General features: G+C 51.0%; 13 protein-coding genes. 5 read left to right on the top strand and 8 right to left on the bottom strand.

The genetic code is table 11. The features are described from left to right. Positions 1 to 107: 107 nt before the first annotated feature. Positions 108 to 4,001, bottom strand: coding sequence for a phosphoribosylformylglycinamidine synthase (gene purL, locus SAQUA_RS06855; RefSeq protein ID WP_380673602.1), 3,894 nt, complete (start codon positions 3,999 to 4,001; stop codon positions 108 to 110). Between the two features lie 281 nt (positions 4,002 to 4,282). Here purL and mltF point away from each other — a divergent pair, with 281 nt between their 5' ends. The 3 genes from mltF to SAQUA_RS06840 all read left to right on the top strand — a co-directional run bounded on the left by mltF (position 4,283) and on the right by SAQUA_RS06840 (position 8,718). Beyond that, the gene (mltF, locus tag SAQUA_RS06850; RefSeq protein WP_380671946.1) at positions 4,283 to 5,743 is read left to right on the top strand and encodes a membrane-bound lytic murein transglycosylase MltF; all 1,461 of its coding nucleotides are present in this window, start codon (positions 4,283 to 4,285) and stop codon (positions 5,741 to 5,743) included. Between the two features lie 297 nt (positions 5,744 to 6,040). After that, complete coding sequence (locus SAQUA_RS06845; protein ID WP_380671944.1) at positions 6,041 to 8,332, top strand: pesticin C-terminus-like muramidase; 2,292 nt, start codon at positions 6,041 to 6,043, stop codon at positions 8,330 to 8,332. Then, positions 8,329 to 8,718, top strand: coding sequence for a lysozyme inhibitor LprI family protein (locus SAQUA_RS06840; RefSeq protein ID WP_380671942.1), 390 nt, complete (start codon positions 8,329 to 8,331; stop codon positions 8,716 to 8,718). Before SAQUA_RS06845 ends, SAQUA_RS06840 begins: the two co-directional genes overlap by 4 nt. Before the next feature lie 264 nt (positions 8,719 to 8,982). On the opposite strand, the gene tadA is transcribed toward SAQUA_RS06840, so the two are convergent. Next, positions 8,983 to 9,477 carry a tRNA adenosine(34) deaminase TadA gene (gene tadA, locus SAQUA_RS06835; protein WP_380671940.1) on the bottom strand — a complete coding sequence of 165 codons (495 nt, stop codon included), beginning with the start codon at positions 9,475 to 9,477 and terminating at the stop codon, positions 8,983 to 8,985. Positions 9,478 to 9,904: 427 nt separating this feature from the next. On the opposite strand from tadA, the gene yiaY reads away from it, so the two are divergent. Then, positions 9,905 to 11,056 (top strand): L-threonine dehydrogenase, encoded by a 1,152-nt coding sequence (gene yiaY, locus SAQUA_RS06830; RefSeq protein WP_380671938.1) that lies wholly within the window; start codon positions 9,905 to 9,907, stop codon positions 11,054 to 11,056. 62 nt (positions 11,057 to 11,118) lie between these two features. Here yiaY and yfhb read toward each other — a convergent pair whose 3' ends face one another. Then, positions 11,119 to 11,733, bottom strand: coding sequence for a phosphatidylglycerophosphatase C (gene yfhb, locus SAQUA_RS06825; protein ID WP_404413202.1), 615 nt, complete (start codon positions 11,731 to 11,733; stop codon positions 11,119 to 11,121). A 253-nt stretch (positions 11,734 to 11,986) separates the two neighbouring features. On the opposite strand from yfhb, the gene SAQUA_RS06820 reads away from it, so the two are divergent. Next, positions 11,987 to 12,247, top strand: coding sequence for a YfhL family 4Fe-4S dicluster ferredoxin (locus SAQUA_RS06820; protein ID WP_380671934.1), 261 nt, complete (start codon positions 11,987 to 11,989; stop codon positions 12,245 to 12,247). Between the two features lie 4 nt (positions 12,248 to 12,251). Here SAQUA_RS06820 and acpS read toward each other — a convergent pair whose 3' ends face one another. The 5 genes from acpS to rnc all read right to left on the bottom strand — a co-directional run bounded on the left by acpS (position 12,252) and on the right by rnc (position 15,804). Beyond that, entirely contained in the window at positions 12,252 to 12,632 is a 381-nt protein-coding gene (gene acpS, locus SAQUA_RS06815) for a holo-ACP synthase (protein WP_380671932.1), read from the bottom strand. Then, entirely contained in the window at positions 12,632 to 13,363 is a 732-nt protein-coding gene (pdxJ, locus tag SAQUA_RS06810; protein ID WP_380671930.1) for a pyridoxine 5'-phosphate synthase, read from the bottom strand. Before pdxJ ends, acpS begins: the two co-directional genes overlap by 1 nt. Positions 13,364 to 13,478: 115 nt before the next feature. Then, positions 13,479 to 14,210 (bottom strand): DNA repair protein RecO, encoded by a 732-nt coding sequence (gene recO / locus SAQUA_RS06805; RefSeq protein WP_380671928.1) that lies wholly within the window; start codon positions 14,208 to 14,210, stop codon positions 13,479 to 13,481. An 8-nt stretch (positions 14,211 to 14,218) separates the two neighbouring features. Next, a complete protein-coding gene (gene era / locus SAQUA_RS06800; RefSeq protein ID WP_380671926.1) occupies positions 14,219 to 15,127 on the bottom strand; it encodes a GTPase Era in 909 nt (302 codons plus the stop codon). Next, positions 15,124 to 15,804, bottom strand: coding sequence for a ribonuclease III (rnc, locus tag SAQUA_RS06795; protein ID WP_380671924.1), 681 nt, complete (start codon positions 15,802 to 15,804; stop codon positions 15,124 to 15,126). Before rnc ends, era begins: the two co-directional genes overlap by 4 nt. Positions 15,805 to 16,202: the final 398 nt, after the last annotated feature.

Below are 16,202 nucleotides of genomic sequence, written 5' to 3'. Positions count from 1 at the left end.
GTTTGTCGCAGAAAACCGACAGCGATTGTAACGCATTAAAAAATAAGATAATAAAAAGGGCACAATAGCTGTGCCCTTACAGATTTCGCCTCAGTTAAGCGGAATAATCACCCCAGTTGCTTACGGGCGTTACGGAACATTCGCACCCAAGGACTATCTTCGCCCCACTCTTCCGGGTGCCAGGAGTTGCTGACGGTACGGAATACGCGTTCTGGATGTGGCATCATCACCGTAGCTCGTCCATCGCTGCTGGTCACTGCCGTGATACCGTTCGGCGAACCGTTAGGGTTTGCCGGATAGGCTTCGGTTACCTGACCGTTGTTATCAACAAAACGCAGAGCAACCAGACCGTGATGTTCCAAAGCAGCCAAATGCGCGGCATCACGTACTTCTACATAGCCTTCACCATGACAAACTGCGATTGGCATACGCGAGCCCGCCATATCCTGCATAAACAGAGACGGACTGTTTGCCACTTCTACCAGGCTAAAGCGGGCTTCGAAGCGATCTGACAGGTTACGCACAAAGCGCGGCCAGTGTTCGGCACCAGGGATCAGTTCACGCAGATTAGACATCATCTGACAGCCGTTGCAGACACCCAGCGCCAAAGTTTGCGGCCGATGGAAGAACGCAGCGAACTCGTCACGCACGCGGTCGTTGAACAGAATAGATTTTGCCCAGCCTTCACCTGCACCCAGCACATCCCCATAAGAGAAACCGCCACAGGCGACTAATGTATGGAACGTCTGCAGATCGCGGCGGCCTTCCAGCAGGTCACTCATATGCACATCCACTGCATCAAAACCAGCGCGGTGGAACGCGGCCGCCATTTCTACGTGAGAGTTAACCCCCTGTTCACGGAGTACCGCAACTTTAGGACGCGCGCCCTTGGCGATATAAGGAGCGGCAATATCTTCATCTGGGGCAAAAGTCAGTTTAACGTTCAGGCCGGGATCTAGCTCGTTCTGCTTGGCCTGATGCTCCTGATCGGCGCATTCTGGATTGTCGCGCAGACGCTGCATCTGCCAGGTGGTTTCGGCCCACCAGGTACGTAAGGTGTTTCGACTTTCGCTGTAAACCGTTTCGCCACCACGGGTGATCAAGAAGCGATCCCCATGCTGGACGTGGCCTAAATGATGCACGTTGTCTGTCAGACCATGCAGCGCGAATACTTGCCTTACTGCTGCCAGTTGTGCAACTGGCACCTGGATCACTGCCCCTAACTCTTCGCTGAACAACGCGGCAAGGGTATCGTGCCCCAATGCCTGGATATCAACATCCACTCCGCAATGCCCTGCAAACGCCATTTCAGCCAAGGTGACCAACAGGCCACCATCAGAACGGTCGTGATAGGCCAGCAACGCGCGATCTGCTACCAATTGCTGCATAGCGTTGAAGAAACCGGCCAACTGCTCGACGTTACGCACGTCAGCTGGTTTATCACCAAGTTGGCGATAAACCTGTGCCAGCGCTGTTGCCCCCAGAGCATTATGACCATTACCCAGGTCGATCAGCATTAACGCCGTGTCACCTTTATCGGTACGCAACTGTGGCGTTACGGTATGGCGCACATCTTCAACACGGGCAAACGCGGTGATCACCAACGACAGCGGTGAAGTCATCTCACGTTGCTCATTGCCTTCCTGCCAGCGGGTTTTCATCGACATCGAATCTTTACCCACCGGAATGGTAATGCCCAGCGCGGGGCACAGCTCTTCACCCACGGCCTTCACCGCTTCATACAGACCGGCATCTTCACCCGGGTGACCGGCTGCGGCCATCCAGTTGGCGGACAATTTCACCCGCTTGAGCGAGCCGATTTCCGTAGCTGCCAGGTTAGTCAGCGCTTCCCCTACTGCCAAGCGCCCAGAGGCGGCAAAGTCCAGCAACGCAACAGGTGCTCGTTCACCTATCGACATCGCCTCACCGTAGTAACTGTCGAGGCTGGCTGTCGTCACCGCACAGTCTGCAACCGGAATTTGCCATGGGCCAACCATCTGATCGCGTGCCACCATTCCGGTGACGGTGCGGTCACCAATGGTGATCAGGAAGGTTTTCTCCGCCACGGCTGGCAAATGTAACACCCGTTTTACCGCATCAGTGATAGTGATCTCCGAGCGCTGTAACGCCTCGCCATCGGCCTGTTGGCGTTGAACGTCGCGAGTCATTTTAGGGGTTTTGCCCAGCAGGACGTCTAACGGCATATCTATCGGCTGGTTAGCAAAATGGCGGTCATTGAGCGTCAGATGGCGCTCTTGCGTCGCTTCACCAATCACCGCATAAGGCGCACGCTCGCGGCGACAGATAGCATCAAACTGAGCCATCTGTTCTGGCGCAACGGCCAGCACATAGCGTTCTTGTGATTCGTTACACCATACTTCCAACGGGCTCATGCCGGGTTCATCGTTCAGAATGTCACGCAATTCAAAGCGACCACCACGCCCACCGTCACTCACCAGCTCCGGCATGGCGTTCGAAAGTCCGCCCGCTCCAACGTCATGGATGAACAGGATCGGGTTGTGATCCCCTAACTGCCAGCAGCGGTCGATCACTTCCTGGCAACGGCGCTCCATTTCCGGGTTATCACGCTGTACGGAAGCAAAATCCAGGTCGGCATCAGACTGCCCTGAAGCCATGGAAGATGCCGCACCACCGCCCAAGCCGATATTCATCGCCGGGCCACCGAGCACCACCAGTTTGGCGCCCACGGTGATTTCCCCTTTCTGCACATGGTCGGCACGGATGTTCCCCAGCCCACCTGCCAGCATGATTGGCTTATGATAGCCACGCAGTTCGACGCCATTGTGGCTGTTAACTCGCTCTTCATAAGTACGGAAGTACCCTACCAACGCCGGGCGACCAAACTCGTTATTGAATGCCGCACCACCCAATGGCCCTTCAGTCATGATATCCAGAGCAGTTACAATGCGATCCGGCTTGCCGAAATCCTGTTCCCATGGCTGTTCAAAACCAGGTATACGCAAGTTGGAAACCGAGAAACCCACCAGCCCAGCTTTCGGCTTGGCACCACGGCCGGTCGCGCCTTCGTCACGGATCTCGCCACCGGAACCGGTCGCTGCTCCCGGCCATGGTGAAATCGCCGTCGGGTGGTTGTGAGTTTCTACTTTCATCAGGATATGTGCTTCTTCCTGATGGTAATCATAGTGGCCATTTTCCGCAGAAGGGAAGAAACGGCCGACCTGTGAGCCTTCCATCACGGCGGCATTGTCTTTATAAGCAGAAAGCACGTAGTCCGGCGTCTGCTCAAAGGTATTCTTGATCATTTTGAACAGCGACTTGGGTTGCTGTTCCCCGTCGATGATCCAATCGGCGTTGAAAATCTTATGGCGGCAATGCTCAGAGTTGGCCTGAGCGAACATATACAGCTCGATATCCGTCGGATTGCGCCCCAGATCGGTAAACGCCGCCAACAGATATTCGATCTCGTCCTGTGCCAATGCCAAACCCAGTTTGCTATTGGCCTGTTCCAAGGCGCTGCGCCCCTGGCCGAGCACGTCTACCGTTTGATACGGGGCGGGCTGATGGTGAGAAAACAGTTTTTCCGCTTGTTGCAGTTCGCTGAATACCGTTTCCATCATGCGATCGTGCAGCAACGAGGCCAACGCCTGCCACTGAGCATCGCTTAAATCGGAAGCGGTAACATAAAATGCCAAACCACGCTCAAGACGCACCACCTGAGTCAAGCCGCAGTTGTGAGCAATATCGGTAGCTTTAGAAGACCAGGGAGAAATGGTGCCCGGACGCGGTGTGACCAGCAGCAAGCGGCCTTCAGGGGTATGTTCTGCGAGAGACGGGCCATACTTTAGCAACCGTTGCAGTTTTGCATGTTCTTCAGCACTGAGCGGCGCACTGATGTCGGCAAAGTGAACGTATTCGGCGTAGATATCGTCAATCGGCAGTTGAGCCTCTTGGCAGCGGGACAGCAGTTTGTTAATACGAAAAGCCGACAAAGCGGGCGAACCACGCAGTATTTCCATAATCAAAGTTCTCTCGTCTTCGAAGCCACTGAACTCAGTGCTTCATTGGGCGCAACAGGCAACAGGGGAAAACGCGCGCCATTATAGAGAATCCTCGCCGCCGACGAAACCGTTTGCGTGGCTATTATTCATAAAAGCTATTCCCACCTTCGAATTGTCATAACGTGTCAATAAAGTTGCACACTGGCGCTATGTTGCGCAAAATGCCTCCGACACTGGTGATTTAACCATGATAAAACCAAAATCCGGCCAACATAAAGTGTGCTTTTATTTGAGATAACTATTTGAAACGCCTGAAAATAAATTACATCCTAATCGGTGTAGTCACCTTGCTTCTGGCTCTTGCCCTATGGCCTAACATCGCCTGGCGTGGGGGCTTGAGTGACGAACTGGAAGCTATCAAGTCACGAGGAGTTTTGCGTATCAGCACGCTAAACTCACCGCTGACCTATTTCAATACCAAACAGGGGCCGGGGGGCATTGACTACGAATTAGCCAAGAGCTTTGCCAATTACCTCGGGGTGAAACTGGAGGTGATCCCGCACAATAATATTAACGATCTGTTTGACGATCTGGATGATGGCAATGCCGATCTGCTTGCCGCAGGTTTGATCTACAATCCAGAGCGCCTCAGCCGTTCCAGAACTGGCCCTGCGTATTATTCGGTATCCCAGCAGGTAGTCTATCGACTGGGTAATTTGCGGCCAAAAACATTCGCGGACATGAAAGGCAAGCTGGCGGTTGCGTCTGGCTCAGCGCATATCAGCACGCTAAAACAGCTCAAACAGGATAAATACCCAACTCTCAGTTGGGAGTCGTCAAGCGATCTCACTTCAAAAGAGCTGTTGGAGCAGGTGGCCGATGGCAAGTTGGATTACACCATCGGAGATTCAGTCACTATCGCCCTGCAGCAGCGGATCCATCCGCAGTTGGCTGTCGCCTTTGATGTTACGGAAGAGGAACCAGTGACCTGGTATCTGAAACGTGGGCATGATGACAGCCTTTATGCGGCATTACTGGACTTCTATAGCCAGAAAATAGAGGACGGTACGCTAGCACGGCTGGAAGAGAAGTACCTTGGTCATGTGGGAAGCTTTGATTACGTGGATACCAGAACCTTTCTTTCGGCAATCGACGTCGTATTGCCTAACTTCCGCTCGTTATTCGAAAAGTATGCCAACGAAATTGACTGGAAATTGCTGGCAGCTATTGCTTACCAAGAATCTCACTGGGATCCTCAAGCCACCTCTCCAACAGGTGTAAGAGGCATGATGATGCTGACCCGGGCCACCGCTGACGGCCTTGGCGTCAACGACAGGCTCGATCCGGAAGAGAGTATTCAAGGCGGTGCACGCTATCTGCAACACCTGATGGCAAAAGTACCAGAGAGCGTGCCGGAGGATGAACGTATCTGGTTCGCCTTGGCTGGCTACAATATGGGTTGGGGCCATATGTTGGATGCACGCAAGCTGACAAAAAACCAGAAAGGTAACCCAGACAGTTGGGTCGATGTGAAGCAGCGCTTGCCGATGCTAAGCCAGAAGCGCTACTCCCCATTGCTGACCTATGGCTATGCACGTGGCAGCGAAGCCTATAACTATGTGGAAAATATCCGCCGTTATCAGGTCAGCCTTGTGGGTTACCTACAGGAAAAAGAGAAAAAGGCGGCTCAAGAAGCGGCAAAACACGCCGATTCAACCAAAGGATATCCAGCAGTCGATGCCAAGTTGGCGCTCAACTTTTGATTATGGGATTACTGTACGGAAACGCATGACAAGAGCGTAACAGATTGATTTTCAGTATATAAACTCATCGTGTCAGCGAATGGGTTTATATTAATTTCATTACCGGGTTTATTTACTCAAAAAGTGCTGAAAACCGTATATGTGCTGGCATCAATGAAAAGAGTCAACAAAACAGTCGTTTTCTTTACTCGTTAATCCGCTCAAAAAACGTACTTGACGTATACTTTTGCACGGTGGGGGCTTCAGACCCCTCGTCATGGCCTGTTAGCCTGGGATATTTTTACAGGAGTTTATGGCATGAAAATGGTTCTGCCCATAGAGGGCTATTCATCCGCCGGTGAGTTGATGTCGGCCTTGCAGGGAAGCCAGGGCGACGCTTTCTGGCTGTTCAAGCAGCAGGGCCACTGGCACGGCGGTATCCATCTGAACGACCGGTTCTACGCCGGTGGCGTGTACGATCCGAGCGGCCAGCGCCGCAGCGGTCTGCATGCAATGACCGATGGGCGTATTGTCGCCTATCGGCTGAATGATGATTATGTGACGGCAGCATACAATCTGGCTCACCTCCCGAAAGCCTTTCGCTTCACGTCGACCTTTGTGTTGATCAAATCCACCTGTACACCCGATGCCGAGAAGCCGGATAACGCGCTAGATTTTTACACGTTGTGGGTACAGTTGGCCCCGTTGGCGGCGTATGGACTGGAGGCTAACCTGACTGCGAAGGTGGTAGCGAGTTCGCTGAAAGTGCGACAGGACAACTCAGCCGCCGGCTGGGTACGCAGCGGGTTTCCGCAGGGGGTCGTCACCCCGACCTCGGTGGCGGCTCAGGTTCCCTATGCCGTTCCGGTCGAGAGCCAGAGTGTTCTGCCTCGCGACAGCGTGGTGGAAATCCTGGAGGAAGCCAATTTCTTCCTGCGCGGTAAGGTTGCCCCATTTGCTTTTGTACGAGTGAAAATGGTGCCAGAGGGACGAGCACAGACCCTTGAGGCTGGTATGACGGGGTGGATATCCGGGCTGGACAAATACCTGAAGCGAGAGAAGCGGCCCGTTCCGGCGTGGATGGAGGAAGCGCGGAAAAAAGGGGTCTTCAATGAGGTGGTGACGCTGAAGGGCGATGAGGTTATCCCAGTAAAGGCCGGTGATGTTATTGGGCATATGGGGCGGCATGAATCGCCGTTTGAACAGCCATACCATTTCTGCCATCTGGAAGTATTCAGTCAGGACAGCCGTCTGCCGGATTTTGTGGCCAACAAGGCGGGTGTCACTAAAGGGGAACCGCTCATCCGCTCACTGGCCGGGAAAACGCGGTATCTGTACCGGGAGAGTGAAAACAAGTTTGTGGTGTGTGGTGGGGATGAGCCGTTAACGACCCATGAAGATCGGTTTACTCCGATGGGTAAGTCCGACAAAAAGACGGTGGAGGGCAAAGACTGGTATTACATTGCGGGGGAAAATACCTGGCTACCCGCTGATGACGTGACGGTCGTCAATCAGTTTGACCTGGCACAGCGGGGTTTTGTGCTGCTGACGGAGGAAACTCTACCGAAGGACGTAGAGAAGGCAAGGCACGAACCGTGGTTCCGGGACGTGTTTGAGCAGCTAAAAACGCAGGCGGACAGCCACACACAAGGGATGTACTCGGCGACAGTGTCGGAAGGGTATCAACGGCTGTTGAGACAGATGGACCTGGACGGTGATGGAAAGGTCTCGAACGGTGAGTTGTGGAAATATATGCACTGCCGGGAGAAGCACATTCAGGATCGGTTGCAGCGGTTCATCGTGAAGCATCACAGCGAATGGGTTCATGGTGCGAGTTCAACGCTGTGGCAGAGTACGCTGGCCGAGATGGCGAAGCGTTATCCGGGGGATGCTGAATACAACCGGCAACATATCAACGCGATGGTGTGGATGAAGAATGTGCCAGACATTCGGAGTGGGGAGGCGTTGTGGCATATGCATCCAGTGGCTTTTTTGGAGGCTATTAGTTCAAAACCTAGAAAGAGAGAGATAAAAGGTAAGTTAACATATGACGCAGAGGGAAATAATGTTCCATCATCTATCTATTATAGCCGTGTAATTCATTGGCCGGGGAATGATTTGTCTGGCGTTACATTAGGGCGAGGCTATGATATGGGAGGTCGTTCTAGAGTTGAAGTATACAACGATATGATAGCTTCTGGTATAGAAAGCACTCAGGCAAGTAAAATATCTAACGGGGCTGGTTTAAAAGGTGAGAGGGCTAGGAATTTTGTTTCTGAAAATAAAATTGATATCGGGGAAATAACACTTTCTCAACAAGAGTTACTTTTTGATATTGTATACCCTAAATATATTGAAAGAGCTATTAATAATTACAAATCCTGGACTCGTGATGTAGTTAGTGCAAAAGAGTGGGATGAGTTGGATATACCGATACAAGAGGTATTGGTTGACTTCGTCTATCAGGGCTTTACTCAAGGGCCAAGGCCAATGCTTGCGGGATCAAATAATGATAAGCAAGAGCTGATTAATTACATAAGAAACACTCCTGCTATTTATCAATATGAGGAAGGTAGACATCGAGTGAGATATCTGGAGAATGCAGAGTGAGAAAGTATATTTTAATTTTTTTATTTTTTTCGCCTTTCGCTTTTTGCGAGAGTTTTTGTAATGATATTAACAATAGTAATCAAGTATATTTATGTTCTAAAGAGAAAAGAAGTTCCGCTGACAGCAAGTTAAATGCTAAATATGAGTTATTAATATCCGAAATTAAATCTGCATATTCAAGTCATAGCGATTTAAGAGATGCTTACTTGAATAAAATCAAAACTTCTCAGCGTGCATGGATAAAGTTCAGAGATAGTAATTGTGAAGTATATGCCTTTCAAATAGATAAGGTGAGTCAAGTATATGAAACTACAATTAATCAATGTGTAGTTGAAATGTCAGATAAAAGAACAGAGGAATTAACAATAATAATCAATAGCATCTAAAGCATGAAGAATGTGGGAGAACATCGCTTACGAAAAATGTGAAGTTTGTCACTTATGTGGCAACGTCAGAATTACGCTGGTGCTCTCGTTTTTGGGAGGATCTTTGAAAGATCCTCTTGAGATCCGATGATTCTGCGCGTAATCTCCTGCTCTGAAACGAAAAAAACGCCTTTCGGCGGTGAACCGTCGTTTTCTTTGCTCGTTAAATCCGCTCAAAAAACGTACTTAACGTACACTTTCGCACGGTAGCGGCTTCAAGTTCCATTATCCCGGTTTGTTGGCCAGTTTAAGCGCCTTTTTCTGCTCACGACGCAGGCGGAAGAAATTACTCAGGGTTGCTGCGCATTCTTCAGCCAGCACCCCTGAGATGATTTCTACCTGATGATTCATGCCCGGATGACGCAGAATATCTACCAGCGAACCGGCAGCGCCGGTTTTCTCATCAGTTGCGCCATACACCAGGCGACGAATGCGGCTGTGTATCATCGCACCTGCACACATCACACAGGGTTCGAGAGTGACATAAAGCGTTGCGTCCAGCAGCCGGTAGTTTTGCAGCACGCTTCCCCCCTGCCGTAACGCCATAATCTCTGCATGGGCGGTTGGATCATGATGGCCAATCGGCCGATTCCACCCCTCACCGATCACCTGATTATTCAGCACCAGCAGCGCACCAACCGGTACCTCACCTTCTTCCTGCGCACGCATGGCCAGGCTTAATGCCTGACGCATCCAATACTCATCACTATATTCATTCATTGCATCAATCCTCGTGCGCTTTGCGGCGGGCATTATACTGGGCATCTGGCCAGGACTGAAGCGTGACAATGGAATGCGGACCAGCCTTGGTCAAGCGTGACTCGCAACCAATCTGTATTTCCGTTGTTCAAACTCTCTTCAAGCAGTATTCCCACGAACCACTTTGCTTGGGCTAAGCCCTCATGAAAAATCAACTCGTTACAGCGCGGCTAGCGTACCAATAATAATGAACATTAAACATCATATTTAATGATAATTAATAAGAAGTCATTTTCAATTTATATGCGAAAACATCTTAAAAAAGCTTAATAATCATCACTTAAAATTAAAAAATCTTTCACTGATAAAATTGCCATAGATCATATTAACTTAATTATTAGCAGGGTAAGTTTCTGTATACGTAAAAGCCTCTAATAAGGAGTTGTTTATGGCTGTCTCAACATTCTTTATCCCTTCCATCAACATGATTGGTCCAGGCTGTCTGGAAGACGCAGCAAAAGCCATGAAAGAGCATGGTCTGCGTCAGGCGCTAATCGTTACCGACAAAGTTTTGAACAGTATTGGTGTCGTAGCTCAGGTACAACAGCTACTAGCGGCACAAGAGATTGAAAGCTGCGTGTATGATGGAACCCATCCCAACCCGACAACGGCGAATGTAAAGCAAGGTCTGCTTTTGCTGCATGAGTATCACTGCGATTGCGTGATTTCACTCGGGGGAGGCTCGCCACACGATTGTGCGAAAGGTATTGCTCTGGTCGCCGCCAACGGCGGTGAAATCAAAGATTACGAAGGGGTTGATCGTTCGGCTAAGCCGCAGTTACCTATGGTCGCCATTAATACCACTGCGGGTACCGCTTCAGAGATGACGCGTTTTTGTATCATCACCGACGAAACGCGCCACATCAAAATGGCAATTGTCGACAAACACGTCACCCCAATTATTTCGGTCAATGATCCAAATCTGATGGTCGGTATGCCAAAAGGCCTCACCGCAGCCACCGGTATGGACGCTCTGACGCACGCTATAGAAGCTTATGTCTCCAGTGCTGCAAACCCTATTACCGATGCTTGCGCATTGAAAGCCGCGACCATGATTGCGGAGTCACTACGCGATGCCGTGGCCGATGGGCAGAACATGCAGGCACGGGAAAATATGGCTTATGCCCAATTCCTGGCCGGTATGGCTTTCAATAATGCATCGCTGGGTTATGTGCACGCCATGGCGCACCAGCTAGGTGGTTTCTATAACCTGCCCCACGGCGTATGTAACGCAGTCTTATTGCCGCACGTGCAGATGTTCAATGCAACGGCCGCGGCTGGCCGTTTGAAAGACATTGCTGCCGCAATGGGGGTGAACGTAACCGGGCAAAGCGATCAGCAAGGGGCAGAACTGTGTATCGAGGCTATTCGCAAGTTGGCTAAAGACGTGGGTATTCCTGCTGGCTTACGCGATCTGAAGGTCAAAGAGGAAGATTTTGCTACTCTGGCGGCTAACGCCTTAAAAGATGCCTGCGGTTTCACCAACCCGATTCAGGCAAGTCACGAACAGATTGTCGCTATCTTTAAAGCAGCGATGTAACGGTTCCTTTTAAACTGTGGCTGAGTCCCACCGCGGATCCAGCCCAGATAAAAACCCGCGTTTTACTCCAACTGATGTAACTCACCTTCTTTACTGACGCGCCAGCGATGTTCACAGCAATATAGCAGCGGGTTATCTTGCTTGCTGTCACTGTAACCACTGAATAGTTTGAGCGGTGCTCCCAGACGTTGCTCAAGTTGCGTGACTTTTTGCACCCCAAGACAGCGCATCGGCAATACCCAACCGCCATTACGGCGCGCCATTCGGCTACCTACCAGCCTTACCCGAGGCAGAAACGCTGAATCCTGATAAACCTGTGCTACCAGCCTTTCTGGTGATCCGGTAATCAGCCATACTTGGGTATCATTTGCATCAAGGTACTGGCGCAACCGCATCTGTACCACGGGAAATGCGGTGACTTTCTTGCGGAAGTAAGTAACAAACTGCAGCTCAAGCGCTTTCAGCTTGGCCTCTGAACGGCCAAAGGTCATAGACCACAGTAGCAAACTCATCGGCCAGCGTGTCGCTCTTCCGCCGATCAACAGACCCAAGCCGACAACCGGCAACAGCGGCACCACCAGCAGTAGATTCAATGGCAAATGACGAAGTAGGAAGCGCAGGAAGCTGCCGAACATGTCTTCCTGATGCAGGGTGCCGTCCAGATCAAAAAACACCATCCGATCGCCTTGTGCGGCCTGTTGGTTTGGTTTATCTGTCAAGCGTTACTCCTTAGGATCGTTATGCCCCACTCTTTGGGCCAATATTCAGTTTTAAGCTAACCATGACATTATTGTAGAACGCAGCCTTTATCACGATACTATTGCTGACTAATGCCCTGTTGCGGCAAGGCCAAACAGTTAGTGAAAAAATGGGTCTAAGGCGTATAATCTGCGCTCCGAAAATCCCCCTGGAAATAATGAGAGAGTTGTCATGGCCCTGCTAATCACACGTAAATGTATCAATTGTGATATGTGCGAGCCGGAATGCCCGAATCAGGCAATTTCGATGGGGGATGAGATTTACCAGATCGATGTTAACCGCTGCACCGAATGCGTCGGCCATTATGACACACCAACCTGCCAACAGGTGTGTCCGATCGATAACACCATCATTACCGATCCTCAACACGTGGAAAGCCAGGATCAACTGTGGGAAAAGTTTGTCGTGCTGCATCACGCCGATAGTCTGTAAATCACTATCCCTCAATGATTACCGTCGCGCAGGCATAATGCCGTTCATCCGCCAAAGAAACGTGGATTGACTTCACCCCCATTTCCTTGGCCAGTTCTGCTGCACGTTCATGCAACCGGATGCTTGGTTTGCCTAACGCATCATTAAAAACTTCGAACTGATTGAATGCCAAACCATTGCGAATACCTGTACCAAATGCTTTGGCTGCCGCTTCTTTCACCGCAAAGCGTTTAGCCAGAAAGCGCACCGGCTGCTGATGCTGTTGGTATATTTCCCATTCTGGCTGGCTCAGCACCCGGCGGGCCAAACGATCGCCGCTACGTTCAACCACCGCTTCGATGCGCGCCATCTCAACAATATCGGTGCCTAAACCCAAGACCGCCATTAGCGACGCGCTGCTCGCATCAGTAATTTCATATCGGCAACCGCTGCCGGTAAGCCACTCATCACCGCTTGACCAATAATTGAGTGACCGATATTCAACTCATGCATCTCTGGCAGAGCGGCTATCGGCTGCACGTTGTGGTAGGTCAAGCCATGACCTGCGTTCACCTTTAGGCCTTTACCAGCTGCATAGGTTGCCGCTTTGGCAATACGCGACAACTCAGCTTGAACAGCCAGTTCGCCCTCAGCTTCAGCATAGGCTCCAGTATGAATTTCAATATATGGCGCGCCTACGGAAACGGCGGCATCGATCTGGCGATGGTCGGCATCGATAAACAATGACACCAAAATACCGGCTTGTGATAAGCGTTCAACCGCTACGGTCATTTTGTCCAACTGCCCGGCGACGTCCAATCCGCCTTCAGTAGTGACTTCCTGGCGTTTTTCCGGCACTAGGCAGCAGAAATGGGGTTTCAGCTCGATAGCGATATCGAGCATTTCATCGGTGACGGCCATTTCAAGATTCATACGTGTTTGAATGGTCTGGCGAAGAATACGCACGTCACGATCGGTTATGTGACGACGATCCTCACGCAAATGAACGGTAATACCATCGGCGCCCGCTTGTTCGGCAATAAATGCCGCCTGAACCGGATCCGGGTAGTTGGTGCCACGCGCGTTACGTAAAGTGGCGATATGATCGATATTGACACCAAGCAGCAAATCAGCCATGACAACCTCTAGAATATGATTTTCAGTAGCAGCAGTTTACACGCCAGCGGAAGTCGGCAAAAGTAGAAAGAAAGTTAACAGGCTGTTTCCCTTAATACGGGCAATCAAGCACTGCTTAGGCTTCATCAACGGGAGTATCGGGTTGTTTACGCACGAACTGGCGAAACAGTTCACGACTCTTCAGTGGTTTGCCGCCGAGATAGGGTTTCAGCGCCATGCGGGTAAAACGTTTGGCAGCTCGCAGAGTAGTTGGATCCGGGAATTGACGTTCGGCCAGCGCTCGAAGCTCACGCCCGGTAAAGCTGTAATGATCCACTACCAGGCTGGCGATAAACCCTTTCTCTTCGCGATAGCGATAGGTCATGCCGTCATCTACCAGCTCACCACTGCCAGCGCAATGGAGAAAATCGAGCCCATACCCCAAATGCCCTAGCAGTGCCAGCTCGAACTGGCGCAGGGCCACCTCGGGCGAGCTTTCCTCAGCTGCCAATGCCTGTAGACATTGCAGATAGTCGAAGAATAAGACTGAATAGTTGGTTCCCTGCTCCAGCACCCGTGACAACAGCTCGTTCACATACAGGCCGCTATAAAGCATCATACCCGTGAGGGGTAAACCGAGGGAGATCGCTTCGGCATTACGCAGCGTTTTCACTTCACCACGCCCGCCCCAGCGTACCAGCAAGGGGGTAAAGGGCTGCAGACAGCCCTTTAGATTGGAACGGCGGCTACGCGCGCCTTTTGCCAGCAAGCGTACTCGCCCCTGGCCTTCCGTGAACAGATCCAGCATCAGGCTGGTTTCACTGTACGGCCATCCATGCAGGACGAAAGCGCGCTCCCAGCCTTCCATTGGAAGTATTACTTCAGATCGTCAACATAGCCCAGGCTACGCAACGCACGTTCATCGTCCGCCCAGCCCGATTTCACTTTCACCCACAATTCCAGGTGCACCTTGGCTTCGAACATCTGTTCCATGTCCTGACGAGCTTCAATACCAATCGTTTTGATCTTCGAGCCTTTGTTGCCGATGACCATTTTTTTCTGACCTTCACGCTCTACCAGGATCAGGCCGTGAACATCGAAGCCCCCCCGATCATTGGCAACGAACTGCTCGATTTCCACCGTGACTGAATACGGCAACTCTTCACCGAGGAAGCGCATCAGTTTTTCACGGATAATCTCCGAGGCCATAAAGCGCTGGGAACGGTCAGTAATATAATCTTCAGGGAAGTGGTGTTCGGCTTCCGGCAGGATTTTACGCACGATAGCGGCGATAGTATCCAGATTCATACCTTTTTCAGCCGAGATTGGCACCACATCAAGGAAGTTCATCTGCTGGCTGAGGAATGAGATATGCGGCAACAGCCGGGATTTATCGGTAACGTTATCGACTTTGTTGATCGCCAACAGAACCGGGCACTGCAGGCTGCGCAGCTTATTGACCACCATCTCATCATCGGGAGTCCAGTGGGTACCTTCCACCACGAAGATCACCAGTTCCACATCACCAATTGAACTGCTGGCAGCACGGTTCATCAAACGGTTGATGGCACGTTTTTCTTCAATATGCAGCCCAGGGGTATCTACATAGATAGCCTGATAAGGCCCTTCGGTATGGATACCCATAATGCGGTGGCGGGTCGTCTGCGGTTTACGCGAGGTGATAGAGACTTTTTGCCCTAGCAACTGGTTCAACAACGTGGATTTGCCTACGTTGGGGCGACCGACGATCGCGATAAAACCGCAGTATTGTTTTTCTTCGCTCATTCAAGCTCCAGCTTTTTTAACGCCTGTTCCGCTGCGGCCTGTTCGGCTTTACGGCGGCTCGAACCATTACCCACAACGGGCTCGTCCAAACCACTCACATGACAGTGGATAGTAAATTCCTGATCGTGGGCTTCACCGCGAACCTGCACGACCAGATAAGATGGCAACGGCAGATGACGACCTTGTAAAAACTCCTGCAAGCGAGTTTTTGGATCTTTCTGCTTATCACCGGGGCTGATTTCGTCTAACCGACTGCGATACCAGTCCAAAATCAGCCGTTCGATGGTTTGGATATCGCTATCCAGAAACACGCCGCCGATTAATGCTTCTACCGTATCCGCCAAGATCGACTCGCGGCGGAACCCGCCACTCTTGAGCTCACCCGGTCCAAGTCGCAAACATTCACCGAGATCGAATTCCCGCGCCATCTCTGCCAGCGTATTCCCGCGCACCAGCGTGGCACGCATACGGCTCATATCCCCCTCGTCAACACGAGGAAAACGTTGATAAAGCGCATTGGCAATGACAAAACTAAGAATAGAGTCACCCAGAAACTCAAGACGTTCATTGTGTCTGCTGCTGGCGCTACGGTGAGTTAACGCTTGCAGTAAGAGCTCCTGCTGTTGAAAAGTATAGCCCAGCTTCCGCTGCAGCCTATTTATTACGATGGGATTCATGAGTTACCAATAGATCAAGAATGCGTCAAAAACTTGCAGCATACGGAACAGGCCTGATTCGCCAGAAGCCAATTCAAAGCTGTTTCGTTTGCAGTAGCGCCCAAAAGGGAGCCAACTTTTATCGCTCGAAAGGGTATTCTACAACGAGTGGAAATATAATGCTGCGTTTATATATACACCCCGTGTATTTCAAGTTACAGACAGGCGGCCATTAGCTATTTATCAGGAGGCTGGGGCAGTGAAGCTCTGGATAAGAAACTGCAGCCAAAGCGGCTGCAGTTTATACCCTTCATACTTCAGGTTGCTTGGGTGTTGGCTGCCCTCGTTCACCCTAGTCACATAGTTTATCTATGCTCCTAGGGCTTCACTCAGTGGCCGCCTACAAGCAACTCGAATTA

Source organism: Serratia aquatilis, assembly GCF_044865145.1.
GTDB classification, from domain to species: domain Bacteria; phylum Pseudomonadota; class Gammaproteobacteria; order Enterobacterales; family Enterobacteriaceae; genus Chania; species Chania aquatilis.
The sequence above is the reverse complement of the archived record's forward strand: the minus strand, read 5'-3'. Positions and strand labels throughout refer to the sequence as shown.